The sequence below is a fragment of the Martinezella tropici genome (assembly GCF_008370325.1).
Classification (GTDB): Bacteria; Pseudomonadota; Alphaproteobacteria; order Rhizobiales; family Rhizobiaceae; genus Rhizobium; species Rhizobium tropici_B.
This window is the reverse complement of record NZ_VNIP01000007.1, coordinates 1-26,134: the sequence shown is the minus strand read 5'-3', so window position 1 is coordinate 26,134 and position 26,134 is coordinate 1. Positions and strand designations below refer to the sequence as shown.

26 protein-coding genes are annotated in these 26,134 nt (G+C 61.4%); 19 read left to right on the top strand and 7 right to left on the bottom strand.

What is annotated here, in order from left to right; genetic code table 11:
- Positions 1–148: 148 nt before the first annotated feature.
- Complete coding sequence (locus FP026_RS12745; RefSeq protein WP_149635004.1) at positions 149–1,420, top strand: 4-aminobutyrate--2-oxoglutarate transaminase; 1,272 nt, start codon at positions 149–151, stop codon at positions 1,418–1,420.
- A gap of 72 nt (positions 1,421–1,492) precedes the next feature.
- Positions 1,493–2,974 carry an NAD-dependent succinate-semialdehyde dehydrogenase gene (locus FP026_RS12740; protein WP_149635003.1) on the top strand — a complete coding sequence of 494 codons (1,482 nt, stop codon included), beginning with the start codon at positions 1,493–1,495 and terminating at the stop codon, positions 2,972–2,974.
- 8 nt (positions 2,975–2,982) lie between these two features.
- Here FP026_RS12740 and FP026_RS12735 read toward each other — a convergent pair whose 3' ends face one another.
- Complete coding sequence (locus FP026_RS12735) at positions 2,983–3,756, bottom strand: metallophosphoesterase family protein (RefSeq protein ID WP_149635002.1); 774 nt, start codon at positions 3,754–3,756, stop codon at positions 2,983–2,985.
- On the opposite strand from FP026_RS12735, the gene FP026_RS30200 reads away from it, so the two are divergent.
- Together FP026_RS30200 and copD are read left to right on the top strand one after the other, a co-directional pair.
- Positions 3,646–3,948: a hypothetical protein gene (locus FP026_RS30200; RefSeq protein ID WP_188112569.1), complete on the top strand. Its 303-nt coding sequence runs from the start codon at positions 3,646–3,648 to the stop codon at positions 3,946–3,948. The two genes, FP026_RS12735 and FP026_RS30200, sit on opposite strands and share 111 nt — an antisense overlap.
- A gap of 105 nt (positions 3,949–4,053) precedes the next feature.
- On the top strand, positions 4,054–4,938 hold the full coding sequence (gene copD, locus FP026_RS12730; protein ID WP_149635001.1) for a copper homeostasis membrane protein CopD: 885 nt from the start codon (positions 4,054–4,056) through the stop codon (positions 4,936–4,938).
- Position 4,939: 1 nt separating this feature from the next.
- On the opposite strand, the gene FP026_RS12725 is transcribed toward copD, so the two are convergent.
- Positions 4,940–5,731 carry a TIM barrel protein gene (locus FP026_RS12725; protein ID WP_149635000.1) on the bottom strand — a complete coding sequence of 264 codons (792 nt, stop codon included), beginning with the start codon at positions 5,729–5,731 and terminating at the stop codon, positions 4,940–4,942.
- A gap of 62 nt (positions 5,732–5,793) precedes the next feature.
- Positions 5,794–6,741, bottom strand: coding sequence for a helix-turn-helix domain-containing protein (locus FP026_RS12720; RefSeq protein ID WP_149634999.1), 948 nt, complete (start codon positions 6,739–6,741; stop codon positions 5,794–5,796).
- A gap of 86 nt (positions 6,742–6,827) precedes the next feature.
- Here FP026_RS12720 and FP026_RS12715 point away from each other — a divergent pair, with 86 nt between their 5' ends.
- From FP026_RS12715 to FP026_RS12695, 5 genes are all read left to right on the top strand, one after another.
- The gene (locus tag FP026_RS12715) at positions 6,828–8,102 is read left to right on the top strand and encodes an ABC transporter substrate-binding protein (RefSeq protein ID WP_149634998.1); all 1,275 of its coding nucleotides are present in this window, start codon (positions 6,828–6,830) and stop codon (positions 8,100–8,102) included.
- A 224-nt stretch (positions 8,103–8,326) separates the two neighbouring features.
- Positions 8,327–9,187, top strand: a complete 861-nt coding sequence (locus tag FP026_RS12710; protein WP_149634997.1) for a carbohydrate ABC transporter permease — start codon at positions 8,327–8,329, stop codon at positions 9,185–9,187.
- Complete coding sequence (locus tag FP026_RS12705; RefSeq protein WP_149634996.1) at positions 9,184–10,020, top strand: carbohydrate ABC transporter permease; 837 nt, start codon at positions 9,184–9,186, stop codon at positions 10,018–10,020. Before FP026_RS12710 ends, FP026_RS12705 begins: the two co-directional genes overlap by 4 nt.
- Before the next feature lie 15 nt (positions 10,021–10,035).
- Complete coding sequence (locus FP026_RS12700) at positions 10,036–11,124, top strand: ABC transporter ATP-binding protein (protein ID WP_149634995.1); 1,089 nt, start codon at positions 10,036–10,038, stop codon at positions 11,122–11,124.
- A 164-nt stretch (positions 11,125–11,288) separates the two neighbouring features.
- On the top strand, positions 11,289–13,292 hold the full coding sequence (locus FP026_RS12695; RefSeq protein ID WP_149634994.1) for an aldo/keto reductase: 2,004 nt from the start codon (positions 11,289–11,291) through the stop codon (positions 13,290–13,292).
- 172 nt (positions 13,293–13,464) lie between these two features.
- Here FP026_RS12695 and FP026_RS12690 read toward each other — a convergent pair whose 3' ends face one another.
- A complete protein-coding gene (locus tag FP026_RS12690; RefSeq protein ID WP_149634993.1) occupies positions 13,465–13,998 on the bottom strand; it encodes a methylated-DNA--[protein]-cysteine S-methyltransferase in 534 nt (177 codons plus the stop codon).
- 255 nt (positions 13,999–14,253) lie between these two features.
- On the opposite strand from FP026_RS12690, the gene FP026_RS12685 reads away from it, so the two are divergent.
- A complete protein-coding gene (locus FP026_RS12685; protein WP_149634992.1) occupies positions 14,254–14,589 on the top strand; it encodes a DUF6665 family protein in 336 nt (111 codons plus the stop codon).
- 3 nt (positions 14,590–14,592) lie between these two features.
- Here the strand turns inward: FP026_RS12685 and FP026_RS12680 are convergent, their stop codons facing one another.
- On the bottom strand, positions 14,593–15,795 hold the full coding sequence (locus FP026_RS12680) for an ROK family transcriptional regulator (protein WP_149634991.1): 1,203 nt from the start codon (positions 15,793–15,795) through the stop codon (positions 14,593–14,595).
- A gap of 231 nt (positions 15,796–16,026) precedes the next feature.
- On the opposite strand from FP026_RS12680, the gene FP026_RS12675 reads away from it, so the two are divergent.
- The 9 genes from FP026_RS12675 to FP026_RS12635 all read left to right on the top strand — a co-directional run bounded on the left by FP026_RS12675 (position 16,027) and on the right by FP026_RS12635 (position 25,005).
- Positions 16,027–17,265 carry an extracellular solute-binding protein gene (locus FP026_RS12675; protein ID WP_149634990.1) on the top strand — a complete coding sequence of 413 codons (1,239 nt, stop codon included), beginning with the start codon at positions 16,027–16,029 and terminating at the stop codon, positions 17,263–17,265.
- Between the two features lie 123 nt (positions 17,266–17,388).
- Positions 17,389–18,273 (top strand): carbohydrate ABC transporter permease, encoded by an 885-nt coding sequence (locus tag FP026_RS12670; protein WP_149634989.1) that lies wholly within the window; start codon positions 17,389–17,391, stop codon positions 18,271–18,273.
- Complete coding sequence (locus FP026_RS12665) at positions 18,273–19,118, top strand: carbohydrate ABC transporter permease (protein ID WP_149634988.1); 846 nt, start codon at positions 18,273–18,275, stop codon at positions 19,116–19,118. Before FP026_RS12670 ends, FP026_RS12665 begins: the two co-directional genes overlap by 1 nt.
- Positions 19,115–20,137, top strand: coding sequence for an SIS domain-containing protein (locus tag FP026_RS12660; protein ID WP_149634987.1), 1,023 nt, complete (start codon positions 19,115–19,117; stop codon positions 20,135–20,137). Before FP026_RS12665 ends, FP026_RS12660 begins: the two co-directional genes overlap by 4 nt.
- Complete coding sequence (locus FP026_RS12655; RefSeq protein ID WP_149634986.1) at positions 20,138–21,064, top strand: PfkB family carbohydrate kinase; 927 nt, start codon at positions 20,138–20,140, stop codon at positions 21,062–21,064.
- Positions 21,064–22,128: an ABC transporter ATP-binding protein gene (locus FP026_RS12650; RefSeq protein WP_149634985.1), complete on the top strand. Its 1,065-nt coding sequence runs from the start codon at positions 21,064–21,066 to the stop codon at positions 22,126–22,128. The genes FP026_RS12655 and FP026_RS12650 overlap by 1 nt, the downstream gene beginning before the upstream one ends.
- Positions 22,129–22,376: 248 nt before the next feature.
- Positions 22,377–23,591 carry an MFS transporter gene (locus FP026_RS12645; RefSeq protein WP_149634984.1) on the top strand — a complete coding sequence of 405 codons (1,215 nt, stop codon included), beginning with the start codon at positions 22,377–22,379 and terminating at the stop codon, positions 23,589–23,591.
- A 357-nt stretch (positions 23,592–23,948) separates the two neighbouring features.
- Complete coding sequence (locus tag FP026_RS12640; RefSeq protein WP_149634983.1) at positions 23,949–24,581, top strand: outer membrane protein; 633 nt, start codon at positions 23,949–23,951, stop codon at positions 24,579–24,581.
- 211 nt (positions 24,582–24,792) lie between these two features.
- Entirely contained in the window at positions 24,793–25,005 is a 213-nt protein-coding gene (locus FP026_RS12635) for a hypothetical protein (RefSeq protein ID WP_149634982.1), read from the top strand.
- A gap of 554 nt (positions 25,006–25,559) precedes the next feature.
- Here the strand turns inward: FP026_RS12635 and FP026_RS12630 are convergent.
- Positions 25,560–25,931, bottom strand: coding sequence for a hypothetical protein (locus FP026_RS12630; protein WP_432444120.1), 372 nt, complete (start codon positions 25,929–25,931; stop codon positions 25,560–25,562).
- 14 nt (positions 25,932–25,945) lie between these two features.
- The coding region (locus FP026_RS30430; RefSeq protein WP_210247972.1) for a hypothetical protein at positions 25,946–26,134 on the bottom strand (189 nt) is incomplete at its 5' end.

The following is a 26,134-nucleotide window of genomic DNA, read 5'->3' as shown; positions in this document are numbered from 1 at the left end:
ACGCGAGGCTGCATGCGAGCCTTTGGCGCCTTCTTGTCATACGCACAAAATCCCGCTTGAAATCTTGCAGGAAAAATGTAGGAGTTTTGTAAATAAATTGCAGAACTTCTGCAAGATAATTCGAAACTGCTTTCTGGGAGCGACTACCATGACTTTGACCGAGCGGAAGAACGCCGCCATTTCCCGTGGCGTCGGCATGACGACGCAAATTTATGCCGATCGTGCTGAAAATGCCGAAATCTGGGACAAGGAAGGCAATCGCTATATCGACTTTGCCTCCGGCATCGCCGTGGTGAATACCGGCCACCGGCATCCCCGCATCATTGCTGCCGTCAAGGAACAGCTCGATCGCTTCACGCATACCTGCCACCAGGTCGTGCCCTATGAGAGCTATGTACATCTTGCCGAACGGCTGAACGCGATCGTCCCCGGCGATTTCGCCAAGAAGACGATTTTCGTGACGACGGGCGCGGAAGCGGTCGAAAACGCCGTCAAGATCGCTCGCGCCGCCACAGGCCGCTCGGCCATTATTGCCTTTAGCGGCGGCTTCCACGGCCGTACCTTCATGGGCATGGCGCTGACCGGCAAGGTGGCGCCCTACAAGGTCGGCTTCGGCCCGATGCCGGGCGACGTTTTCCATGCGCCATTCCCCGTGCCGCTGCACGGCATCAGCGTCGAACAATCGCTGGCGGCGCTGAAGAAGCTCTTTGCCGCAGATGTCGATCCGCAGCGCGTGGCCGCCATCATCCTCGAACCCGTGCAGGGCGAAGGCGGTTTCTATCCCGCGCCGTCAGCCTTCATGAAGACGCTGCGCGAGATTTGCGACCAGCACGGCATTCTGCTGATTGCCGACGAGGTGCAGACCGGCTTTGCACGCACCGGCAAGATGTTCGCGATGGAACACCATGAGGTGGCAGCCGATCTCGTCACCATGGCGAAGAGCCTTGCCGGCGGCTTTCCGCTTGCCGCCGTCACCGGTCGCGCCGAGATGATGGACGCGCCCGGGCCGGGCGGCCTCGGCGGCACCTATGGCGGCAATCCGCTCGGGATCGCCGCTGCCCATGCCGTGCTCGACGTCATCGCCGACGAGGGCCTGTGCGACCGCGCCAACCAACTCGGCGCGCGACTGAAGCAGCGACTGGAATCGCTGCGCGACAAGGTGCCTGAAATCGTCGACATCCGCGGCCCCGGGTTCATGAATGCCGTGGAATTCAACGATGCGACGACGAAGCTGCCGAGTGCGGACTTCGCCAATAAGGTGCGGCTGATCGCGCTCGACAAGGGGCTGATCCTGCTCACCTGTGGCGTCTACGGCAACGTCATCCGCTTCCTGTCGCCGATCACCATTCAGGACGGCGTGTTCGGCGAGGCGCTCGACATTCTCGAGGCGTCGCTGATCGAGGCAAGCGCCTCTCGCTGATCGTCGCCACCCGCATTTTCTTAGTTATCCGCCCGTGCGGCCTGCCGGGCGAAACCTGTCGGAGTGCATAGCATGTCCTTTACAACAGCAATGACCAAGCATGTCCCCTTCTCCTCGCGCTTCCTGCGCGCCGCCGGCTATATCAACGGCTGCTGGACGGCCGGCGGGGCGACGAAGACCTTCGACGTCATCAACCCTGCCACCGGCGAAGTGCTCGCCTCACTCCCCGATATGGGAGCGACTGAGACGACGGCTGCCATCGATGCCGCCTATATCGCCCAGGCCGCCTGGGCCGCCCGCCCGGCCAAGGAACGGGCCGCAATCTTGCGCAAATGGTTCGATCTCATGGTCGCCAATGCCGATGAGCTGGCCGCGATCCTGACGGCCGAAATGGGCAAGCCGCTGCCGGAAGCCAGAGGCGAGATCCTCTACGCCGCCTCCTATGTCGAATGGTATGCGGAAGAGGCCAAGCGCATCTATGGCGAAACCATTCCCGCCCCCTCGAACGACAAGCGCATGGTCGTCATCAAGCAGCCGGTCGGCGTCGTCGGCACGATCACGCCCTGGAACTTTCCGGCGGCCATGATCGCCCGCAAGATCGCACCGGCCCTTGCCGTCGGCTGCACCGTCGTCTCGAAGCCCGCCGAGCAAACGCCGCTGACGGCGATCGCGCTTGCCGTGCTTGCCGAAGAGGCGGGTGTTCCGGCCGGCGTTCTCAACATCATCGTCGGCATCGACGGCCCGGCGATCGGCCGCGAGCTTTGCGGCAATCCCAAGGTGCGCAAGATCAGCTTCACGGGCTCGACCGAGGTCGGCCGCATCCTGATGCGACAGTGCGCCGACCAGATCAAGAAGGTCAGCCTCGAGCTCGGCGGCAATGCGCCCTTCATCGTCTTCGATGACGCCGATCTCGACGCGGCCGTTGAAGGGGCAATGGCTTCGAAATACCGCAATGCCGGCCAGACCTGCGTCTGCGCCAACCGCATCTATGTCCAGTCGAATGTCTATGACGCCTTTGCCGCCAAACTCGCTGTCAAGGTGGGCGAACTTTCGGTCGGTGACGGCTTCAAGCCGGGAGTATCAGTCGGGCCGCTGATCGACGAACAGGGTGTCGCCAAGGCGGAAGATCATGTACGGGATGCCGTATCGAAGGGTGCCCGCGTCGTCCTCGGCGGCAAGCGCATCGAAGGTGCCGGCACCTTCTTCGCGCCGACCATCCTGACGGGCGTCGAGCGGAGCATGAAGGTGGCACGCGAGGAGACGTTCGGCCCGGTGGCACCGCTCTTCCGCTTCGAAACGGTCGAGGACGTGATCGCACAGGCGAACGACACCGAATTCGGCCTCGCCGCCTATTTCTTCGCCGGCGACCTCAAGAAGGTCTGGCGCGTCGCCGAGGCGCTGGAATATGGCATGGTCGGCATCAATACCGGCCTGATGTCGACGGAGACGGCGCCGTTCGGAGGTATCAAGCAATCGGGCCTCGGCCGCGAAGGCTCGCGCCACGGCGCCGACGACTATCTGGAAATGAAGTATCTCTGCATCGGCAATCTATAGCCGGCAAATCAAGTTGAGGTAATGTGAACGCGGCCCTGCCACAGCCGGGCCGCGCTCAAGCGGCCAGTATAAAAGGCGCCGGTATCGAGATTGAGCCTGAGACCATGGACTTCGGCCTGCTGGATCGGTGTATGGCCGTGCACGATCAACTTCGGCAGCGGCTGCGCGCTATCATGGAAGCGCGAGCGGATGAAGACGAGATCATCGTCCTGCTGCTCGGAGATCGGTCTGTCCGGATCGATACCGGCATGAACGAACAGCACCTCGGGCGTGTCCAGCAGGATCGGCAGGCGGCGCAGAAAATTGACGTGATCGTCGGGCAGCCAGGTCCTTATGAAGGTATCGAGCTGCTTCTGCTTGGGATATCTCTCTCTCAGTTTTTGGATATCCACCCCGTAGGACGCGAGCGTCGCATCGCCGCCGAGCGCCACCCAATCATCGAGCGATATCTCGCCGTCGATATAGGCAAGCATGGCCATCTCGTGATTGCCGGTCAGGCAAATGCGGTCGAAGCCATTCGGCGGCGGCGCCATCAGGCGGCCGACCACCTGCGCCGAGGCCGGGCCGCGATCGATGAAATCTCCGAGCATGATGATGAGCTTTCGGCCCGGCAGCCCTGCCGCATCGGCGAAGATCTTGCGCTCCAGCGCGCTTAGGAGATCGTAGCGGCCGTGGACATCGCCGATGACATAGGTGGGCATGTCAAGATGCTCGAGCCACTCTCGGCGCCGACGAGGGCCGAAGCCATTAGCCATTTTTTCGCGTATCCTGGACGCCGCCATGAAACTGCCTTTCGAGCGCACACCCCGGAACGCCTCAACTATGTCTGCAAAAAGGACTCAAAAGCGACGATTCTTTGCCAAAAAAGCAGGAATCGCACCATGATCGATATCGCGACCGGCCAAGGCCTGCGACAGCGGATTGCCTTGCGGCAAAGCGTCCCGAATGGCGCCTTTATGCATGGAGAAAGTTGACAGTGCGTATCCGCAATCCTATCGCGCTCGCCAAGCCGGCGAAATCGGCACGGCATCGGACTGGAACGTCACACCCATGGCGCCTAAACTTATCGTGAAGCCCTGATGGATCCGACGACAGCGCTCCAACTCTGCCGCTTTCTTCACGATGCGTCGCTGATGCTTCTATGGGGTGCGAGCGCCTATCTCTGCCTGCTCGTGCCGAAAACGCTCGCGGACATCGTCTGGCGCATGTTCGCAAGGGTGTCTGTCGCAGCGACCGCCATTGCGGCCATGACGGTGCTGGCGGCCCTCCCCGTGACGACGGCGAATCTCGGCAATGGATGGAGCGATGCGCTCGATGCCGGCATGATCCATGACGTGCTCCTCCAGACCACGGTCGGGCTCGCCTGGCAGGCACAGGCGGTTGCCGCCGCAGTCATGGTCGGCGCCTTCCTGCTGCCGGAACGCTGGCGGCGACGCGGACTGGCGCTGGGTTCGGGGCTGGGGCTCGCCTTCCTTTCCTTGACCGGACACGCCTCGATGCAGGAAGGCTGGCTGCGGCAGGCGCATCGGGCCAATGATGTCCTGCATGTGCTGACCGCCGGCGGCTGGCTGGGAGCGCTGGTGCCGCTGATCCCCATTCTGCGGCTTCTCGACCGCGCGGATTGCCGGGCGGAAGCGCTGCTGGCGCTGCGGCGTTTCTCCAATGCCGGGCATGTCGCCGTCGCGCTCGTCATCGTCTCCGGCGTCGTCAACACGATGCTGATCCTGAAACGGCTGCCGACGGACTGGTCATCACCCTACCAGAGGCTGCTTACCATCAAGGTCGCGCTGGTCGCCGCCATGGCGCTTCTGGCGATCGTCAATCGTTATGTCTTCGTTCCCTGGATCGGCCGCAACCACAGCCGCGCCCTGAAGGCGCTCAGGCTTGGAAGCATCGCCGAGATCGTCATCGGCATGGCGGTGATCGGGCTCGTCGCCGTCTTCGGCATGCTGGAGCCGGTGTAGGTTAGGACGCAGATCCGCGCGGAGAACCGCCGAGCGATTTCACCACCGCGCGAACAGCTTCGGCATCGCTGGTCGCCGGCCTGTACTCCAACCCCACCCTACCGCGATAGCCTTGGGCGAACAGCCAATCCAGCCGCTCCGCCAGATCGATGTGGCCGGTACCGGGATCGCCTCGACCGGGATGATCGGCCACATGAAGATGCACGATGCGGTCGATTCGATCGCCGACTACTTCGCGCGTATCCTCGCCCATGACTGCCGAGTGATAAAGATCGTAAACGATGCCGATTTCGGCGCGGCCGACCTCGTCGACAATATCGAGACCCTCCGCCGTCGAAGACAGGTAATAGCCGGCATGATCGATCTTCGTGTTCAACGGCTCGAGGCCGAGGCGAACACCTGACCCTTCGAGAATATCGGCGCCAGCGTTCAAAGCGGCGACGAGGGCTGACCGCTGCTCGGCACGCGAAAATTCCGGCAGATCATCGCCGGCCTGCGCGATCAGAACCGACGCGCCGAGGCGCTGCGCCACGCCAACGGATTCGCGCAAACCCTCTAGCCACGCCTCTTGGTTTGCCGGATTCGTCAGCGCGATCATTGGCTCGGCGACGATGCCCGAGACCGCAATGCCGGTCTCGGCAACGGCCGCGGCGATCGCATCAAGATCCTTGTTCGTCCAGTGCCAGAATTCGACGGCATCGAGCCCCGCCTCATGCGCCAGCCGGATACGATCCGCAAAGACATCGCCATCGCGCGCGAACAACCACTCGATACAAGCCGAAAACTGCCGCATTGAAATCTCCTCCCGCATTCCCGCCAGCAATGCGCGGGATGAGCCGAGACCGCAAGAGGGCGTCAACGCGCAATCTGCGGAGGGCGCCGTGCCGATGAATCGATGGCTTCCACGTTTATCGCAGAGAGCACGCGCATGTCTCGCCGGAAATCGGAGGGTGTCATCCCGGCGATGTGGCGGAAGGATTTGTTGAAGGCGCTGATCGAGCCGAAGCCGCTGTCCATGGCGACTTGCAAGACGTTAGCGCCGTCGCGCATCAACATCGCCTGGGCGCGCGAAAGACGCAGCAGGCTCACATATTTGGCGAGCGTCATGCCGGTCGATTTCTTGAAGAGGTTCATGGCGTATTTCGGATGGAGATGCGCCGCCTTGGCAATATCGACCGTATCGATGTCATCCAGAAAATTGGCGGCGATGAAATCGCACATTCTCGCCAGGCTGCGCGAGGACTGCGGATGGGTCTGTTCGTTCATCAGGCTTCCCGGCTTCTCCGGCACCATGCGATAAGGTTCGAAAGCGATGCGCTCCAGGCGCAGGAGAAGCTCGGCAACGGCGTGCTCTGCCCTGGCGCCGTCATTGGACATGACGTACCGGTGCCATCGGGCAAAATTTTCGTCGTCGGCGGCATCGGTCGCCGAGCTTATCAAAGCCTGCCCGCGAATGAGACGGCCGGAAATATCGAGCGGCAACCGCAGGCGGAAGAAATGCACGAGCGGCAGATGCGCGCCCGCATAAATCGAATCGTCGGACAGGTCGTCCAACTGATGCGGCTGTCCGCCCCAGAAGAGGCAGATCTCACCGGCTCGCAGAGTAAGCTCGTGATCGCCGATGCGGTAATGCACGGTCCCGCGGACGATGTAATTAACTTCCACCTGCGCGTGCCAATGCGGCTTTGCCATCGGCAACGGGTGGTTATGGAACATCTGCAGGACATTTGGGAGCCCTTCGACGCTGCTCGCACCCGGCTGATAAACCGCCCGTTGACCTACCTTACTTTTCGCCAAGTCGATGTTCCCTTTTTAGGAGACAGAAGCGTACCGGCAGCTAGTTTAAGCGTGTTCTCTTGAGAACGGCAATTGAAAAGGGAGGATTTTCAATGCGTTTAAAACTTGCTGGAGCGACGGCGCTTGCTGCCCTGCTCGCTTCCGGTTCTGCCTATGCGGAACAAACGACCGTTACGGTCTGGAGTTGGAACATCGCCGCATCGGCGCTGAAATCCACCGTGGAGGGGTTCAATAAGAAATATCCTGACATCAAGGTCGATGTTCAAGACATCGGCAACCCGCAAGTCTTCGACAAGATGCTGGCCGCATGTGCTGCCGGTGGCGATGGCCTGCCTGATGTCATGTCGATCGAAAACCATAAGGCCTCGATCTTCTGGAACCGCTTTCCGGACTGCCTGACCGATCTGACGAAGCTCGGCTACAAGGACGACCTGAAGAAGCAGTTCCCGGATTTCAAGCGCGCCGAACTTGAAGTCGGCGATGCCGCCTATGCAATGCCCTGGGATTCCGGCCCGGTCACCATGTTCTATCGCCGCGATTTTTATGAAAAGGCGGGCGTCGATCCGGCAACGATCAAGACCTGGGACGATTTCATTGCCGCCGGCAAGAAAATCTCCGCCGCCAATCCGGGCGTGATCATGACGCAGGCCGATCTCAACGGCGACACCGAGTGGTTCCGCATGCTCGCCAATGAACAGGGCTGCGGCTATTTCTCGTATGACAGCCAGAGCATCACCGTCAACCAGCCGGCCTGCGTGAAAGCCCTGGACAAGGTGAAGGAGATCAAGGACGCGGGCTTGATGAGCGCCGCGAACTGGAACGAGAAAATTCAGGCGAACACTGCCGGCAAAGTAGCGTCGCAGCTCTATGGCGGCTGGTATGAAGGCACCGTCCGCTCCACCTCGCCGGATCTTTCCGGCAAATGGGGCGTCTACCCGATGCCGAGCATGACGGCGGACGGCCAGCATGCGGCCAATCTGGGAGGCTCGTCGCTCGCAATCGCCAGCGGCTCCAAAAACAAGGAAGCCGCCTGGAAATTCCTCGAATACACGCTTGGCACCAATGAGGGCCAGGTTACCATGCTGAAGTCCTTCGGACTCGTGCCATCGCTGCTGACGGCGGTTCAAGATCCCTTCGTCAACCAGCCGCAGCCCTATTGGGGCGGGCAAAAGGTCTGGGCCGATATCCTCGCCACACTGCCGAAAATCCGCCCGAGCCCCGGCACCCAGTATTTCAGCGACGCCGATGAAGTCATAAAGGCTGTCCAGACGAAATACCTCGCCGGCGGCTATCCAAACGGCAAGGCCGCGCTCGACGATGCGGCCCAGCAGATCGCCTCGGCAACGGGTCTGCCACTCGCGAAATGAGTGACACTGCCGGGCGCGCATCCCAAGCCGCGCCCGGCATCCCCGCCGCCCTAGAGCCGAATGATTTTAGGTCTGTTCGACCTAAAATCTGAATCCGCTCTAGAATCAAAGAAGTAGAGCGTGACGTCGTCCGAAAACCGCCTACACTTTTCGGCGTCACGCTCTAGGGCGGCGGGGATGCGACGTCACGCGTCATTTCCCTGCGCATAAAGGAGAAGGCTTTCATGCGGTTGCGAAACCGGAGCGCCTATGCGTTCCTTGCACCCTATCTTCTAGTGTTCGCCGCTTTCTGGGTCTGGCCGATCATCGATTCGTTCCTGATCTCGTTCCAGAATACCCGGGTTAATCCGTGGACCTTCAATCTGTCGCTCAATTGGGGGCGGCTGTTCGGCGACCCGGCCTTCTACAACGCGCTTGAAAACACGCTGATCATCCTGATCGTCCAAGTACCCGTCATGATCACGCTCGCCACGGTCATGGCGGTGCTGTTGAATTCACCGCTGTTGAAGGCACGTGGCATTTTTCGCTTTGCTTTCTTCGCACCCGTCGTCGTTGGAGAGGTGGCCTATGCCGCCGTCTTCCGCCTGATGTTCAACGTCGATTTCGGTATCATCAACAAGCTCCTCAGCTCGGTCGGCTTCGCGCCGGTGTCGTGGTTCGCCGAATCGCATGCCGCAATGGTGCTCATCATCATCGCCGTCACCTGGCGCTGGGCGGGTTACAACGCCATCATCATCCTTTCCGGGCTGCAATCGATCCCCGAGGATGTTTACGAGGCTGCGACCCTCGACCGCGTCAACCGCTTCCAGCAGTTCATCCATATCACCCTGCCGCTGTTGAAGCCGATCATTCTGTTCTGCGTCGTCCTGTCCGTCATCGGCACCATGCAGCTCTTCACCGAACCATATCTGATCACCAACAGGGGTGGTCCCGGCGGCGGCACGGAAACGCTCGGCCTGTTGCTCTATCGCCAGGCCTTCCAGTCGACCAACTTCGGCTATGCCTCCGCGATCGCCTACACGATGGCGGCGCTCGCCGTGGCCATCTCTCTTCTCAATCTCTGGGTGGGGCGCGAACCGAAATGAAATCGAAGTCCAAATCCACTCTGATCCGCTCGATCGCCTTGCACGGCCTGCTGGCGCCGCTCGCCATCATCTGGCTGTTTCCGCTCTGGATGATGTTCGTCTTCTCGACCATGCCCGATTACGGCATTTTCAGCCCCGGCATCATCCTGACACCATCGACGGGTTTCATGGACAACGTCCGGAACCTGCAGGCCGACACCAACTTCATCGGCGCGATGACGATCTCAATCGTCGTTGCCATCACCTATACCGTCCTGTCGGTGCTGTTGACCTCGATGGCGGGATGGGCTCTGGCGCGCTACCAGTTCGCCGGCCGTTCGGGCGTCATCGGCATCATTCTCGGCACGATCACGCTGCCCTACTCCGTCGTCGTCATCCCGCAATTCATCATGGTGGCACGCGATTTCGGGCTGGCCAATTCATGGGTCGCATTGATCGTACCGCCGCTCTTCAATTCGCTCGGCGTGCTGTTCATGCGCCAGGCCTTCTCGATGATGCCGGGCGAGCTCTTTGACGCCGCGCGCGTCGAGGGCGTCAAGGAATGGCAGATCTTCCTGCGCATCGCCCTGCCGCTCGCAAGGCCAACCATGGCGGCGCTCGCCATCATCCTGTTCCTGGCCTCCTGGAACAACTATCTCTGGCCTCTGCTCATCAACTCCCGGCCGGGAATGATGACCGCGCCCGTGGCGCTCGGAACGCTGATCGGCCTCACCAGGGTCTCCTGGGGCGGGATCATGGCCGGCGCCGTGATGCTGACGGCGCCGATCCTCATCGTCTTCATTCTCCTGCAGCGCCATTTCATCGCCGGCATCGCCGCCGGCGCAATCAAATAATTCCGGGAGACCCGTATGGCTGAACTTTCTCTTACCAATATCGTCAAACGCTACGGTTCGCTGGAAATCATCCACGGCGCCAATCTCGACGTGAAGGATGGCGAATTCGTCGTCTTCGTCGGGCCGTCGGGATGCGGCAAGTCCACGCTGCTACGCATGATCGCCGGGCTGGAGGACATTACCGGCGGTGAACTGAAGATCGGCGGCCGGGTGGTCAATGACGTGGAGCCCGCCGATCGCGGCATCGCCATGGTCTTCCAGTCCTATGCTCTCTACCCGCACCTGACCGTCGAGCAGAACCTCAATTTCGGCCTGCGCATGAATGGCAACCCGAAGGCCGACACCGACCGCCGCGTCAAGCAGGCGGCCGATATCCTGCAGATCAGCGAGCTGATGCAGCGCAGGCCGAAACAGCTCTCGGGCGGCCAGCGCCAGCGCGTCGCCATCGGCCGCGCCATCGTGCGCGAGCCGCAGATCTTCCTGTTCGACGAGCCGCTGTCCAACCTCGACGCCGAGCTGCGCGTCCAGATGCGCGTCGAAATCTCGCGCCTCCACAAGAAGCTCGGCACGACGATGATCTACGTCACGCACGACCAGATCGAGGCCATGACGCTGGCCGACAAGATCGTCGTGCTGCGCGGCGGCAACATCGAGCAGGTTGGCGCGCCGCTCGATCTCTATGACGATCCGGCAAACCAGTTCGTCGCCGGTTTCGTCGGCTCGCCGAAGATGAATTTTCTGCAGGCCGAGGTCACGGACAATCAGCAGGGCCGTATCGCCATCGTGCTCAAGGGCCAGCGCAATGTCCGCCTGACGCTGCCGATCACCTCGGCAAAGCTGGAGGTCGGCCAGCCGGTGACGCTCGGCGTTCGCCCGGAACATTTCCTCGAAGCAGGGCGCGGCGAGGTCGACATGATCGTCGACGTCGATGTCGCGGAGCATCTCGGCAACACCAGCTACGTCTACGCCAATATCGAAGGTGGCGAGCAGCTCGTCATCGAACGCGAGGAGTCCCGCAACACGGGCAACCGCGACCAGCTCACCGTGGCGCTCGCGGCCGCCAAGACATTCCTGTTCGACAGCGCCGGCAACCGATTGCGATAGGCGCTAGAGCCGGATGATTTTAGGTCGGGTCGACCTAAAATCTGAATCCGCTCTAGAATCAAAGAAGTAGAGCGTGATGTCGTCCGAAAACCGCATACACTTTTCGGCATTACGCTCTAGCCATCCTCCCAAGACAGCATGCAGATTTAGGAAAGGATCGTTCCATGACCACTGAGACACCCATCCGCTGGGGCATTATCGGCCCCGGCAGGATCGCACAGACTTTTGCCGATGGTATCGCCCATTCCCGCAGCGGCAAGCTGGTGGCGATCGCCAGTCGCAACCCGGATAAGCCGGGTCTCGGCGACGGTTTCCCCGGCGCGCGCATCGTCAATGGCTATGAAGCCCTGCTCGCCGACAATGAGATCGACGCCGTCTACATAGCCACGCCGCACACCGGCCATGCCGAATGGGCGATCAAGGCGATCCGCGCCGGCAAGCATGTGCTCGTCGAAAAGCCGATCGCGCTCTCGGCCTTCGATGCCGAGGCCATCTATTACGAAGCCAGGAAGGCCGGTGTCTTCGCCGGCGAAGCATTCATGTATCGCGTCCATCCGCAGACGGCGAAGCTGATCGAACTCGTCAAGAGCGGTGTGATCGGCGATCTGCGTATCATCCGCACCTCCTTCGGCTTCAACATGGGCAAAGTGAATCCGGAACACCGGCTATTTGCTAATGAGATGGCCGGCGGCGGCATTCTCGATGTCGGCGGCTATCCAGTCTCGATGGCACGCCTAATCGCCGGTGCTGTCGACGGCAAGCCATTCCTCGATCCCGACAAGGTGTCGGGCGTCGGCCATCTCGGCCAGACGGGCGTCGACGAATGGGCCTCCGCCGTCTTGAAGTTCCCGAACGACATCATTGCCGAAGTGTCCTGCTCGATCATGGCGAACCAGGACAACACATTGCGCATCATCGGCTCCGAAGGCCGCATCGAAGTGGCCGACTTCTGGTTCGCCTCCGGCCATAAGGGCGGCATCGGCAAGATCGACGTGATCAAGGGCGGCGAAACCCAGACGATCGAGGTCAAGGAAGATCGCTGGCTCTATTCCTTCGAAGTCGATGCGGCTGGCGATGCCATCCGCGCCGGAAACAAGGAATTCGCCTATCCCGGCATCAGCTGGGCGGATTCGATCGGCAATCTCAAGGTTCTCGACCAGTGGCGCGCGTCGATCGGCCTCGAATATAGTGTCGAGAAAGCAGCGCACAGGACGAAGAACATCGCCGGCGCGACCGTTACCAAAGGCAACAGCATCCCGAAGCGCAGCATTCCCGGCATTTCCAAGCCGGCATCGCTCGTCACGCTCGGCTTCGAATTTTTCCCGAATTTCGCAGCCGCCTCGCTGACGCTCGACGCCTTCTATGAAGCCGGCGGCAACGCCTTCGACACGGCCTATGTCTATGGTGGCGGCAAGACGGAAAGCATCTTCGGCGACTGGCACACCAGTCGTAAAGTTCAGCGCGAGGAGATCGTGCTGATCGGCAAGGGCGCGCATTCGCCGCTTTGCTACCCGGACATGATCCGCAAGCAGCTCGACCAGTCGCTGAACCGACTGAAGACCGACTATGTCGACATTTACTTCATGCACCGCGACAATACCGACGTTCCGGTCGGTGAATTTGTCGATGCCATGGATGCCGAGGTGAAGGCTGGCCGCATCCGCGGCATCTTCGGCGGCTCGAACTGGACGCGCGCCCGTTTCGACGAGGCGATCGCCTATGCCGAAAAGAACGGCAAGACGGCACCGGCGACACTTTCCAACAACTTCTCGCTGGCGGAAATGCTCGATCCGATCTGGGCCGGCTGCGTTGCCGCCTCCGACGACGAGTGGAAGACGTGGCTTAATGCCAAGCAGATCCCGAACTTCGCCTGGTCGAGCCAGGGCCGAGGCTTCTTCACCGACCGTGCTGGCCGCGACAAGCGCGACGACGAGGAATTGGTGCGCGTCTGGTATTCCGACCGTAATTTCGGCCGCCGCGATCGGGCGATCGAGTTGGCGCAGAAGCTCGGCCGCAACCCGATCCACATCGCGCTTGCCTATGTCGTCGCGCAGCCCTTCCCAGTCATCCCGCTGATCGGCCCGCGCACCGTCGCCGAGCTGGAAGACAGCCTCTCCGCGCTCGACATCAAGCTGACGCCGGAGCAGGTGAAGTGGCTTGAAGGCTGAGATAGGGCTAGCCGGCTGGTGACGTTCACAGTCGGCTGCTGACTTTAGATGTAAGAAATGAAAGCAGCCCATTCGGAAAGCCGGATGGGCTGCTTTTATATGCGAAGAGAACGTCGCCACGCACCACCTTCTTCCCTCGGGGAGAAGGGTTTACGGCACTAAACATGAACGATCAGGCGGCGAAATCGAATGTCTTGGTATCGGCCCCTTCGAGACGCAGCAGATAGGCCTTGCGCTCGAGACCGCCGGCAAATCCCCGGAGGTCGCCGGCCGATCCCACCACGCGATGGCAGGGTGCGATGATCGAGATCGGGTTGCGGCCATTGGCGGCGCCGACGGCGCGGATCGCCTTTGCCGAGCCGATCTCGCTGGCGATCTGGCGATAGCTGCGTGTCTCGCCAAAGGGGATGGCGAGTAACGCCTGCCAGACCTTCTGCTGGAATTCCGTTCCGACAAAATCGAGCCGCAGATCGAAGGCCTGCCGTTCGCCAGCGAAATATTCACGGAGCTGCCGCTCAGTTTCCAGCAGCACGGGATGGCTGTCATCCTCGCCCACGATCAACAGCGGCACGCGGCCCGGCCGATCATTGTCCCAGAGGATCGCGGCAAGCCCATCATCGCTGCCGACGAGCTTCAATGCGCCGACGGGCGAATTCACGATCCGATAGACATAGTGCTTTTCTGCATTTTTCGGGGCTTTGGTCACGCCGATATCCTTTCTTTCAAATTGCGCTCATGGCATCGGGCGAGATTGCCTCTGATGGAGCGCTGATGTCCGTATTGGACCTCAAATGAGGCTCTCCAGCCACCCGAAAACAGATGGCGGGCAGCGAAATCCCGGCATTTCCGGATTCATGCGGCCAGCCTCAAGATGACGCACGCAACAGGCTCGGACTTGGGAAAGTGGCTGGGATTGTGTAAAACCGTAGAGAGACAGATCATCCAGCATGCGGAGCCCGATATGACAGTTCGCCCGCCGCGCAATTTCAATCCATCGCAAACGAACGAGACCGGCCTCGGCATCCTCGAATATGAGATGATGTCGGAGCGGGCAAGCTCGCTAGGCCGCCACGGCATGAAGGTCGAGGCGGCGCTTGCGGCATTGCAGGAGGGTGAGGCAAAAGGCAAAGAGGGCGTGGAGTACGAGCGGCTGGTGGATGCAGCAGCGGAAGCCGCCTGGGGAATGTTCATCCACCGCGAGATCTGCGGACTGCGCAACGGCCGCGACGTCATCCAGCGCTACGGCATTCCCAACAAGGTGCTTGCCCGCCTCGGCGCCAGCCCGCGTCACCCCTGAATATCAGGATTTCAGGATTGCCTGGAAGCGCGGATCGAAGGCATGGCCGATCGGCTCTGCCGCCGCACCGCGCGCCACCGCCCAGGGGTCGGTCATGCCGAGCTGCAGGCGCGGCAGCAACCGGTCCGGGCGATCGGCATTGGAGGGTAGGAGAGGCTGCATGGCGGCGATCAGCCGCGTTGCCAGCGCCGGGGGTGCACCGCCGCACAGAATCACCGTCTGTGGATCGAAGATGGTTTCGATGAGCTGCACGCTCCAGCGCAGATCGACCGCCGCCCTTTCGATCCAGGCGAGAACATCGGGGTCATCGGCGGCGGCGCGGGCGTCTATCAGCGAATAGATATCCGGCGCCATCGGATCGACGCTGAGGTGATCGTAGAGCGAAGCCAGCGATGCGCGATGCTCGAGCTGGGTCTGCCGTCCGCCTGCCATCAACAGCGCCATGCCGATTTCGCCGGCATTGCCATGGGCGCCACTGTAAAGCTCGCCGCCGAGGATGAGCCCGGCACCGATGCCATAGCCGACATAGAGGCAGACGGCGTGGTCGAGCCCATGAGCGGCACCAACCATGCGCTCGGCGGTCGCGCAGGCCGCGGCGTCGTTCTGCAGGGTGACATTGAGGCCGGTGCCGGCCGATAGAGTTTCGAGCAGGGGGAAGCGTTGCCAGGCGCCCATCATCCAGGGATTGTCGGCATCCTCCTGCTCGATGCCGAATGGGCCAGGCATTGCGGCACCGAGGCCGACAAGGCGCTTCTCTGCCTGCGCGACGCGCTGCCGAAGCTCAGCACGCACATCTTCTATCAACTGCAAGACGACGGGCGTGCCCGTTGCCGGTCCGCCGGCAGGGAGGTTCGCTTCCTTGCGGATGAGAACATTGCCGACGAGATCGACTGCTATGGCGCGGGTGATGTGGCGGTCGATCTGCAGGCCGATGGCGAAGGCGCCTTCCGGCACCAGGCCGTAGGGTGTCGATGGCTGGCCGCGGCCGCGGCGCACCGTTTCCCTAGAGGTCACAAGCCCGTCGTTTTCCAGCTCCTCCATGATGTTGGAGACCGTCTGCTTCGTCAGGCGGGTGGCGCGGGCGAGATCGGCGCGGGAGAGCGCGCCATTGAGCCGCAGGGCATCGATGATCACCCGCCGGTTATGGGCGCTCGTGCCTTCGTGGTTCGTTCCGCTCGTGGCCCTGATCGGGCGATTTTCGTTCATCTGCATTTGCCTCTTGACACCAATAGAATATTGAAGAACAAATTAGTCAAGACAATTGACTTAAAAGAAACCGCAGAGTTTCATCAGGGAACGCAAGCGAGCCTTCGGGCTCCAGAGACGCGCCGATCGATGTTCGGCAGCCAGCCCGGCCAATTGCCTGCTCGACAACCGATGGCGACGCTTCAGCCGCCATTGGAAAAATCGCGTGACTGTCAAAAACTGGAGGATGGAATGTTGAAATCATTGAACAAGACATTGCTCGGCGCAGCGCTGATCGGCGCCTCCTTCGCCTCGCATGCCTTTGCCGAAACCACGATCAATGCTCTTTTCATGGCGCAGGCTGCCTATAGCGAAGCCGATGTGCGTGCCATGACGGATGCCTTCACCAAGGCCAATCCGGACGTCAAGGTCAATCTCGAATTCGTCCCTTATGAAGGCCTGCACGACAAGACGGTGCTCGCGCAGGGCTCCGGCGGCGGCTACGACGTCGTGCTCTTCGATGTGATCTGGCCGGCCGAATACGCGACCAACAAGGTTCTGGTCGACGTGTCCTCGCGCATCTCCGACGACACGAAGAAGAACGTGCTCCCCGGCGCATGGACGACTGTCCAGTATGACGGCAAGTACTATGGCATGCCGTGGATCCTCGACACCAAGTACCTGTTCTATAACAAGGAAATTCTGGAAAAGGCCGGCATCAAGACGCCACCGAAGACCTGGGACGAACTGAGCGAACAGGCCAAAGCCATCAAGGACAAGGGCCTCCTGGCAACGCCGATCGCCTGGAGCTGGTCGCAGGCCGAGGCCGCGATCTGCGACTACGCCACACTGGTGAGCGCCTATAAGGGCGACTTCATCAAGGACGGCAAGCCGGACTTCCAGACCGGCGGCGGCCTTGACGCCTTGAAATACATGGTCACCAGCTACAAATCCGGCCTCACCAATCCGAACTCCAAGGAATTCCTCGAAGAGGATGTCCGCAAGGTGTTCGAAAATGGCGATGCCGCCTTCGCGCTGAACTGGACCTACATGTACAACATGGCCAACGACCCGAAGGACAGCAAGGTCGCGGGCAAGGTCGGCGTCGTGCCGGCGCCGGGCGTTGCCGGCAAGAGCGAGGCTTCCGCGGTCAATGGCTCGATGGGCCTCGGCATCACCTCGGCCAGCAAGCATCCGGACGAAGCCTGGAAGTATATCAGCTTCATGACTTCGCAGGCGACGCAGAACCAGTATGCCAAGCTCAGCCTGCCGATCTGGGCATCGTCCTATGACGATCCGGCCGTCACCAAGGGCCAAGAAGAACTGATCGCGGCCGCAAAGGTCGGCCTTGCCGCCATGTATCCGCGTCCGACGACGCCGAAGTATCAGGAACTGTCGACAGCACTTCAGCAGGCGATCCAGGAATCGCTGCTCGGCCAGTCTTCTCCGGAAGATGCGCTGAAGTCGGCTGCCGAGAATAGCGGTCTCTGATAGTCTTACCGGGCGGTGCTAGAGCGGATGATGTCGACCGAAAACCGATCACACTTTTCGGCATCATGCTCTCGTCACCGCCCGCCTCTTATCCTCCATGAAGAATGAAAGAAGGGGCCTGCCATGTCCGGCACCTCTATGACAACTCGCGCCTGGCTTTTGATGCTGCCGCTGCTCGTGGTGATGATCGCCGTCATCGGCTGGCCTCTCGTCGATACGGTCGGCCTTTCTTTCACCGATGCAAAGCTTGTGGGAACCGGCGGCAATTTCGTCGGCGTCGACAACTATACGAAGATGCTGGTGAACTCCAATTTCCAGCGCACCCTAATCACCACGGCCTGGTTCGCGATCGTCTCCGTCGCCGCCGAAATGGTGCTCGGCGTGCTCGCCGCCCTGCTGCTGAACCAGAATTTCAAGGGCCGCGGCGTGCTGCGCGCGCTGATGATCCTGCCCTGGGCGCTGCCGACAGTCGTCAACGCGACGCTCTGGCGCCTGATCTACAATCCCGAATATGGCGCGCTGAACGCAGCGCTCACACAGCTCGGCCTCATTGATGCCTATCGCTCCTGGCTCGGCGAGCCGGGCACAGCGCTCACCGCACTCATCGTCGCTGACTGCTGGAAGAATTTCCCGCTGGTAGCGCTGATTGCGCTCGCCGCCCTGCAGGCCGTGCCGCGCGACATCACCGCCGCGTCGCTGGTCGATGGCGCAGGACCGTTCAAGCGTTTCCGTTTCGTGATCCTTCCCTATCTCGTGGGGCCGCTGATGGTGGCGCTCGTGCTGCGCACCATCGAGGCCTTCAAGGTCTTCGACATCATCTGGGTCATGACGCGCGGCGGCCCGGCAAACAGCACGCGCACGCTGTCGATCCTCGTCTATCAGGAGGCCTTCTCCTTCCAGCGGGCAGGCTCCGGCGCGTCGCTTGCCCTCATCGTCACGCTGCTGGTCACGGTGCTTGCCGCCGCTTATGCCGCCCTTGTCCGCAAGACTGCAGGGAGTGCCGCCTGATGGAACGCAAGAGCCCGCTCTTCACCTGCTTCATCTATGTCTGCGCCATTCTGCTCGCCGTCGTCATCCTGGCGCCGATCGCCTGGCTCTTCATCATGAGCATTTCGCCGGCTGCCGATCTTGCCGCCAAGCCGCTGCGCTGGTGGCCGCAGACGGCGGATTTCTCGCGCTACAAAGTGCTGCTGTCGACGCTGGAAAACAGCGAGGGAGCCGCCTTCACCTCGTCGCTGCGCAACAGCATCGAAGTGGCCGGCATGGCGACCATCGCTGCCATCGCGCTTGCTATCCCCGCCGGCTGGGCCGTGTCGCGCACGCCGTCTGTGGGATGGTCGCTTTCGATAGTCATCGCCACCTACATGCTGCCACCGGTGGCACTTGCCGTGCCGCTCTATATGGGCCTTGCCCATCTCGGTATGCTGAACAACGTCTTCGGCCTGGCGCTCGTCTACCTGACGATCCTCGCGCCATTCACGACCTGGTTGATGAAATCCGGCTTCGATTCCATTCCGAAGGAAATCGAGGCTGCGGCGATGATCGACGGCGCCGGGCTGTTCCAAACTTTGAAGATCATCACGCTACCACTTGCCATGCCCGTGATGGCGACCTCGGCGCTCTTCGCCTTCCTGCTTGCCTGGGATGAATTCTTCTATGCGCTGCTCTTCACGTCAGACCAGCGCGCAAAGACCCTTACCGTCGCCATCGCGGATCTCGCCGGCGGCCGTGTCTCGGATTACGGACTGATCGCGACTGCCGGCGTGCTGGCCGCCCTGCCGCCGGTACTGATCGGCCTTGTCATGCAACGTGCCCTGATTTCGGGCTTGACCAATGGCGGCGTCAAGGGATGACCATGACCAAAGAGAAAACACGCCCCGAAGGCCTTGCCGCCATCGACCGTGAAATGGCCCGCCAGCACACAGATGCGCTCGCCTCCTTCGAGGCCGCCGCCGATATGGCCGCCAAGGCCACCGCCTCGCTGAAGCGTACCGGCAAGCTCTTGCTGCTCGGCATGGGCGGCTCCCACGCCGTCAACCGCGCCGTCGAGCCGCTCTATCGCGCAGCCGGCGTCGATGCGATCGCCCTGCCGCTCTCCGAACAGCTCGGCCAGCCGCTGTCGCTGGATGGCCGGACGATCTTCATGACCTCGCAATCCGGCGAAAGCGCCGAGGTGCTTCGCTGGTTCAACGAGACGGGCGGCACCGCCGATACCTTCGGCCTGACACTAGAGGGCGGCTCCTTCCTCGCGAAAACGGCGCCTTCTCTCGTCGGCGCGGGCGGCACAGAGCTTGCTTTTGCGGCAACCCGCAGCCTCACCGTCACCTTCGCGCTGCATCTGGCAATCTTCGCCGCGCTCGGTCAGGATCCAGCGCGCGCCTTGGCCGTGCTTCGTGCCGCGGAGACGCTCGATATTAAGCCGGCTCTCGCAGTACTCGCCAATGTCGCTACGGTCGTCACATCAGGCCGCCGCCTGCAGGGCGTTGCCGAGGCGCTGGCGCTCGGCCTCACCGAACTTTCCCGTCGTCCCTGCTTCTCGCTTGAAGGCGGGCAGCTGCGCCACGGTCCGATGGAAATGCTTGGTCCTTCGATCGGCGTCGTGTTGTTCCGTGGCAATGATGCGACGGCCGGCCTCGTGACGGCCATGGCCGTTTCCGCGCTCGAAACCGGCGCGCCGGTTATCGTCTTCGATGGTTCCGAAGAAGAGCCGGTACCCGGCTGCGTCACCCTGCGCTTCAAGCCGGAAACCGGCCTTGCCGCCATCTTCCAGATGCTGCCCGTCGCGCAATCGCTGATGATCGCCTTTGCCGACGAGCTGGTGGAAAATGCCGGCACGCCGGTGCGCTCCACCAAGATCACCCGGAGCGAATGAATGAAGCCGCTTGCAGTCATCGGCAACGTCAATATCGACCTGATCCTCGGGCCGGCGGCACCATGGCCGAAGGCCGGCACCGAGATCATCGTCGATCACGACGAACTGCGCGTCGGCGGCCAGGCGGGCAATAGCGCGCTTGCCTGGGAAGGCCTCGGCGTCGATTACGAAATTTCCGCCAATGTTGGCAACGACCAGTTCGGGCGCTGGCTCAGCGAGGCGTTCGGCGCGCGCAGCAGCAAGTGGCCTGTCAGACCGGAGGGAACCACGCTCTCGGTCGGCATCACCCATCCCGATGGCGAGCGCACCTTCTTCACAACACGCGGCCACCTGCCGCGTTTCAATCTGGACGACGTGCTGACGGTGCTCGACGGCGAACGGCTTGCCGGCGGCTATGCGCTGCTCTGCGGCGCCTTCCTCACCGAGGATCTCACCCATGACTACGGCGCCCTGTTCGACTGGACCGACAAGCATGGGATCACAGTCGCGCTCGATACCGGCTGGCCACTCGACGGCTGGACGGAGGCGAATCGCGAGGCAACACGACGCTGGCTCTCCCGCTGCGGCGTGGCTCTCATGAACGAGGTCGAGACCACGACACTTGCGGGCACGGGCGATCCGGCGGAGGCCGCGCACGCGCTCCATGCGCTGATGCCTCAAGGTGCCATCTTCGTCGTCAAACGCGGCCCGGACGGCGCGCTCGCCATCGATGGCGACGGCAGCCTCGCTTCAGCCGCAGCGCCACGCGTCACGGTGGTCGATACGATCGGCGCCGGTGATGTCTTCAATGCCGGCTTCCTGGCCGCCCTTGCCAGCGGCGAACCGACTGTGGCCTGCCTTTCGGCGGGGACAGCGGTCGCATCCCGCGCCATTTCCACTCTGCCGCGCAGCTACGGCCCGGCCAAAGCATCCGAGGAGGCCGTTTAATGAGCGCGCTCGAAATCCAGAACATCCGCAAGAGCTACGGCGAAGTGGAGACGCTGAAGGGCATCGATATTTCGCTCGAAAGCGGCGAATTCCTGGTGCTGCTCGGCTCGTCGGGCTGCGGCAAGTCCACGCTTCTGAACATCATCGCCGGGCTTGCCGAGGCGACGAGCGGCGATATCCGCATCGGCGATCGCTCCGTGCTCGGCGTACACCCGAAGGACCGCGACATCGCCATGGTGTTCCAATCCTATGCGCTCTATCCGAACCTGTCAGTCCATCGCAACATCGGTTTCGGCCTGGAAATGCGCAAGGTGCCTGCCGCCGAGCGCGACAAGGCTGTGCGCGAGGCTGCGAAGCTGCTGCAGATCGAGGCGCTGCTGGAACGCAAGCCGAGCCAGCTTTCCGGCGGCCAGCGCCAGCGCGTCGCGATCGGCCGGGCGCTGGTGCGCAAACCGGAAGTCTTCCTCTTCGACGAGCCGCTCTCCAACCTCGACGCCAAGCTGCGCATGGAGATGCGCACCGAGCTGAAGCGCCTGCACCAGATGCTGAAGACGACCGTCGTCTATGTGACGCACGACCAGATTGAGGCGATGACACTCGCAACCCGCATCGCCGTGATGCGGGACGGCCGGATCGAGCAGCTCGGCACGCCGGATGAGATCTACAATCACCCGGCAACGCTTTATGTCGCGACCTTCGTCGGCGCACCGCCGATGAACCTGCTGAACGCCACCGCCGACCAAGGTTCGCTCCGCATCGACGGAACCTCGATCACGCTGCCGATGCCGGCAGCGAAAACAGGGATCAGCCAAGGACAGGAGTTGGTGGTCGGTATCCGGCCGGAAACCCTGCGTCTCGATGAGCACGGCACGCTTGAGGCGATCTGCGAAGTGGCGGAACTGACCGGCCCGGAGCTGATCGTGACCGCGAAGGCGGGTTCGCAGCGGCTGATGGCCTGCCTGCCGCCGCGCACCGCGATCGCGGAAGGACAGACATTCAAGCTCGGCTTCGACGCGAGCTCGCTGCATCTCTTCGACCGCACCACCGGCCAACGCTGCGACTAGAGCATTTCCGCTTTTCTTCGAAACACGAAAACGCTCTATCCTCTTGTTTTTACGCAGTTCCGGACGCAAAACCGCTTCGCACTTTTGCTGGAACTGCGCTAGGCCTTTAAACCCAGGCATATGATCGCCCGGGGTGGCACGCGGACTATTTCAGTTGCTGGATGCCGCCCATGAAATTTCAGTTCGCGTAATGTTGCCGCAAGGAAGAGACCCGAACCTGACGATACAACCATCGTCGGGAAAGCACCGTGTTTCGACAATTCCAGCGCCGCGCGCGATGGCCTTTCGTCGGGCTTCAATTGAGCAATGTCGCCCTCAACGCCAGCCATGCCTCCGCGACAGTCCTATATCCCTGGATCATGTATGACCTCACCCACAGCGTGGTGTGCATGGCACTGGTGGCCTTCGTGAACGGCGTCGTCCTCCTGATCGGCATGGTCTTTGGCGGCTATATCGCCGAGATGCTCGGGATCCGCTACACCGCGCTCATCTCCGCCAAGGTCGGAATGCTGACGTCCCTGCTGATCGCGGCCCTTTACACGGCGGATCTCCTGCATCCTGGCACTTTCCTCATTCTGAGCTTCACAGGCTCGATCCTCGACGGGCCGGCGACCGTCGCCACCGAAGCCAAGGCGCCGGAAATTGCCCGCTTTTCGAGGCTGTCTTCGGCCGCCGCCAGCTCCGTCGACGATATGATCGATGGCCTCATGCTGCTGACGGCGTCCGCGGCCAGCGCTTTCCTCATTGCCGTCATCGGCCCGAAGGATGCGGCGTGGTGGATCGTCACGGGCAATTTCATTGCGATGATGCTCCTGTCCTTTAGCCTGCCAAGCTTCCGTCTCCGTCCGGCGCCGAGACTCGGCGACATCGCTAGCGCCGGGAAACGGCTCCGCGATTCGGCCGTGTCGCTGCCATTCGCGCTTTGGGGAAGCGCGGCGCTCGGCTTCTTCATGACGCTGCAGATCTTCGTCGTACCGGCCGCCTTGCGGCTGCAGGGTGAATCGGTGGCGTGGCTTGGCCTCTTCATCGCGGCATCGGCGACAGGCACGATCATGATGAACCTGCATCTGGCATCGCGCCATGCCACGCCGAAGCCCGCCTCCGTCGTTTGCGGGGCTCTCCTTGGCCTGGCGCTCTCGATGGGCATTCTGTGGGTGGAGATTTCGCCGCTGACGATGATGCTCTCAGGTCTCGTAGCCGGACTGGCCAATGGTTGGCTCTCGCCCGCCTTCGTCGCGATTCTGCAAATGAAGGCGCCGCGCAATTGCCGGCCCCATGTGATGGGTCTTTCCTATTCGGTCGTTTTGCTGTTTCTGCCGCTGGAATACATGCTGACGGGCACCGCGATCGGCCTGACCTCATTCCGCACCACCTGCATCCTCCTGGCCTTCCTGCTCTCGCTGGCGGCCGCCGTCGCCGCGGCCTGGCTGGAATGCATCCAGAATGACCCGTCAGCAAGCTAAGTATTGAAGATGCTGCGGAGTTCGGTTGCGCCGGATTGATGCGACAACGTCAATCGTCGCGTTTTCGACAACACTATTTCGATTCATGGCCAAGCCTGGCAGTCCCACCTATTCCTAAAATATAGTTAAATAAATCCGCTAAAATATCAAAAAATACTTGATAATTTTTTGATATTTCAAAAGCCTGCAATGTATCCGCAATTCTCACGAGCAAAATGACCTGCATCTCCCAAGGCCAATCCGTTTCCCAAGACGGGCAGCACCGGAGAGAAGTAGGAACCGTTTCCGGTTCTCCAACGCAAACAGAGACCTTGCGAGCGCCAAGACATGGCGCATGGGTTTCGTATGGAGTTATCAATGTCTCTCAGCGCAAAAACGATTCCGTTCACGGCTTTGGCTCTGGCGGCCGCGACCAATGCCTTCGCCGCCGATCTCGCCACCTACCAGGCTCCGGATGCCTCCGCCTATGACCGCCCGTCGGCCTTCCAGTGGAGTGGCGCCTATTTCGGTGCGCATGGCGGCATCGCCTCGCCGAAACTGAACCCTTTTGCCAGCGGCAAGGGTCTGACCGGTGGCGTGCAAGCCGGCTACAATTTCCAGGTCGGTCCGGGCGTTCTGGGCGCCGAGTTGGAGGGCTCATACCTCGGAAACAACGAGATACGCGTACCGAACGGCAAGGTGGAGGAACGCTTTCGCGGCGCCGCCAAGGCGAAGGCGGGTCTGACTTTCGATCGCACGCTCATCTACGGGACCGCCGGCTTGACGATGACGAAATTCGAGGGCGGCAAGGGCGTTTCCGCTCCCGGCGGCTGGAAACAGGGATATCTCTTCGGCGGCGGCATCGAACAGGGCTTCGGCGGCGGGCTATCGGCCAAAGTCGAATACAACTACGTCATGACCAATGATGTGTCCACGACGACTTCGACCGGCAGGTCGAAGACCGATGTACATGACCATGTCATCAAAGCCGGCCTGAACTATCGCTTCTGACCGGCGAAATTTACGGAGGTCGGCATGCTTTTTTCAAGCCAGGGCATGTCTGACGGGGAGCGGCGAAGGATGATTGATCAAACCCCGAATCGGTCCCCTCGCCGCTCTTAATCCTCTTTAAGCCGGCGGCCCTGTCGTCAATCGAACGCTTGCAAGACGATACCGATGAAAAAAATCGATCGACAAACGATCGGGTGAAGGATGCAGCCGAATGAGAGAGCAAGTTCCCTGGTTCCGCGTCAAGGCCTATGGCTACGGAGCCGGCCTGTCTTGCCACTGGCAGGACTGTGTCGCAATTTCGATCTACTCGCTCATATTGGTTGCGGTCATTTCCGCCATCGCACTCTGTGCGGACAACCACCCAGTCGCCTATGCCGCGGCAATCGCTATCCCGACGGCAATACTGGTTTTCATCATCTGGTGAAGAAGCGATGCCCCATGATGCCGGCGATGGAGCGAAATCGACGAAACCGAGCAGAATTGATCTCCGACTTGGCGAGAACATCCTTGCGGATCGGAGCGTATCGGGCTTGGAAAACAGGTTCGTGAACAGCGCATCTCGTGTCTCCCGCCGGCCGAGCCTGGCATCTTCCGCTCCTCAGCCGCAAGGCGAGCGGAGACGATCCTGCGATTTCCGTTGACTGCCCAGCCGACGAGCCAACCATTCATTTTGATGGAATCCGAACGGGCTGCGGCCTTTGCCGCCGGCATGGCGCCCGTTTGCCATAGACATGCCGGCCTGACGCGTTTACTCCATAGCCGGCTATCTTTGCCGCCATGTCATATGCCTATTCGCCGACGTCAAGCTCGCATCGAACCGGTTTGCGGAGAACCACGAGCTGCTCGACATGCCGGATTTTCAGCGACGAGCCGAGCACGACAGCGAGCGAGGGATAGCCGCGATGAACGAAAAGCGTGCAATCAGGCTATAAACGCGAAGCTGCATTTCCCGTCGCGGGATCCTGCGGCTTGCGGGATTTATTCGCACTCGAGCGAGGGCTGGCGGAAGCTGGTCACGTACCAGTCGGATCCGGAGCTTCGAGTATAGAAGGTATAGAAGCATTCCGTCTGCTCGACATAACCTGGCGTTTCGCTGACTTCGTATCGCCTGCCGCGGCGCGTTTCTCTGACTTCGCCGCTGGACTGACCCGGCACCACCTGCGTCTTCCGCTTGCGCCATTGGTACGCGCGCTCGCCCGAATGCAGATCGTAAACATTATCCGGCGGGCCATAGTCGAGCATGACGCTGCTGATCGGTGCGCCGATATAGCTCTTCATGATTTGGGAGGCGCAGGCCGACAAGATCAAGAAGACTGTAAGCGCGGCAATACCAACCGGAAGCCGCTTCATGCGAATGGCAGTCATCAGAACGTCCTTTGCAACTGGGTAGATCGCAGGCAGGGGTACGTCTCATGGATTACGGCAGCATTGCGCTTTGCGACATCAGCCATTTTTTGTCGGACGCCCAAGGATCTGGCGATACCTTCCTTGCGGAAAGGCTGCGCCAGCTGGCCCGAGAAAACCTTTAGCGATGCGAAACGGCGGCTGGCGCT

Excerpts from the sequence above, each read along its gene's own strand:
- FP026_RS12685 (WP_149634992.1), top strand. The coding sequence starts at position 14,254 with ATGACAGTTCGCCCGCCGCGCAATTTCAATCCATCGCAAACGAACGAG.
- FP026_RS12680 (WP_149634991.1), bottom strand. The coding sequence starts at position 15,795 with ATGAACGAAAATCGCCCGATCAGGGCCACGAGCGGAACGAACCACGAA.
- FP026_RS12710 (WP_149634997.1), top strand. The coding sequence starts at position 8,327 with ATGCGGTTGCGAAACCGGAGCGCCTATGCGTTCCTTGCACCCTATCTT.
- FP026_RS12640 (WP_149634983.1), top strand. The coding sequence starts at position 23,949 with ATGTCTCTCAGCGCAAAAACGATTCCGTTCACGGCTTTGGCTCTGGCG.
- FP026_RS12630 (WP_432444120.1), bottom strand. The coding sequence starts at position 25,931 with ATGAAGCGGCTTCCGGTTGGTATTGCCGCGCTTACAGTCTTCTTGATC.
- FP026_RS12745 (WP_149635004.1), top strand. The coding sequence starts at position 149 with ATGACTTTGACCGAGCGGAAGAACGCCGCCATTTCCCGTGGCGTCGGC.
- FP026_RS12735 (WP_149635002.1), bottom strand. The coding sequence starts at position 3,756 with ATGGCGGCGTCCAGGATACGCGAAAAAATGGCTAATGGCTTCGGCCCT.
- FP026_RS12650 (WP_149634985.1), top strand. The coding sequence starts at position 21,064 with ATGAGCGCGCTCGAAATCCAGAACATCCGCAAGAGCTACGGCGAAGTG.
- FP026_RS12705 (WP_149634996.1), top strand. The coding sequence starts at position 9,184 with ATGAAATCGAAGTCCAAATCCACTCTGATCCGCTCGATCGCCTTGCAC.
- FP026_RS12740 (WP_149635003.1), top strand. The coding sequence starts at position 1,493 with ATGTCCTTTACAACAGCAATGACCAAGCATGTCCCCTTCTCCTCGCGC.
- copD (WP_149635001.1), top strand. The coding sequence starts at position 4,054 with ATGGATCCGACGACAGCGCTCCAACTCTGCCGCTTTCTTCACGATGCG.
- FP026_RS12665 (WP_149634988.1), top strand. The coding sequence starts at position 18,273 with ATGGAACGCAAGAGCCCGCTCTTCACCTGCTTCATCTATGTCTGCGCC.
- FP026_RS12715 (WP_149634998.1), top strand. The coding sequence starts at position 6,828 with ATGCGTTTAAAACTTGCTGGAGCGACGGCGCTTGCTGCCCTGCTCGCT.
- FP026_RS12695 (WP_149634994.1), top strand. The coding sequence starts at position 11,289 with ATGACCACTGAGACACCCATCCGCTGGGGCATTATCGGCCCCGGCAGG.
- FP026_RS12655 (WP_149634986.1), top strand. The coding sequence starts at position 20,138 with ATGAAGCCGCTTGCAGTCATCGGCAACGTCAATATCGACCTGATCCTC.
- FP026_RS12725 (WP_149635000.1), bottom strand. The coding sequence starts at position 5,731 with ATGCGGCAGTTTTCGGCTTGTATCGAGTGGTTGTTCGCGCGCGATGGC.
- FP026_RS12700 (WP_149634995.1), top strand. The coding sequence starts at position 10,036 with ATGGCTGAACTTTCTCTTACCAATATCGTCAAACGCTACGGTTCGCTG.
- FP026_RS12675 (WP_149634990.1), top strand. The coding sequence starts at position 16,027 with ATGTTGAAATCATTGAACAAGACATTGCTCGGCGCAGCGCTGATCGGC.
- FP026_RS12660 (WP_149634987.1), top strand. The coding sequence starts at position 19,115 with ATGACCATGACCAAAGAGAAAACACGCCCCGAAGGCCTTGCCGCCATC.
- FP026_RS12670 (WP_149634989.1), top strand. The coding sequence starts at position 17,389 with ATGTCCGGCACCTCTATGACAACTCGCGCCTGGCTTTTGATGCTGCCG.
- FP026_RS12635 (WP_149634982.1), top strand. The coding sequence starts at position 24,793 with ATGAGAGAGCAAGTTCCCTGGTTCCGCGTCAAGGCCTATGGCTACGGA.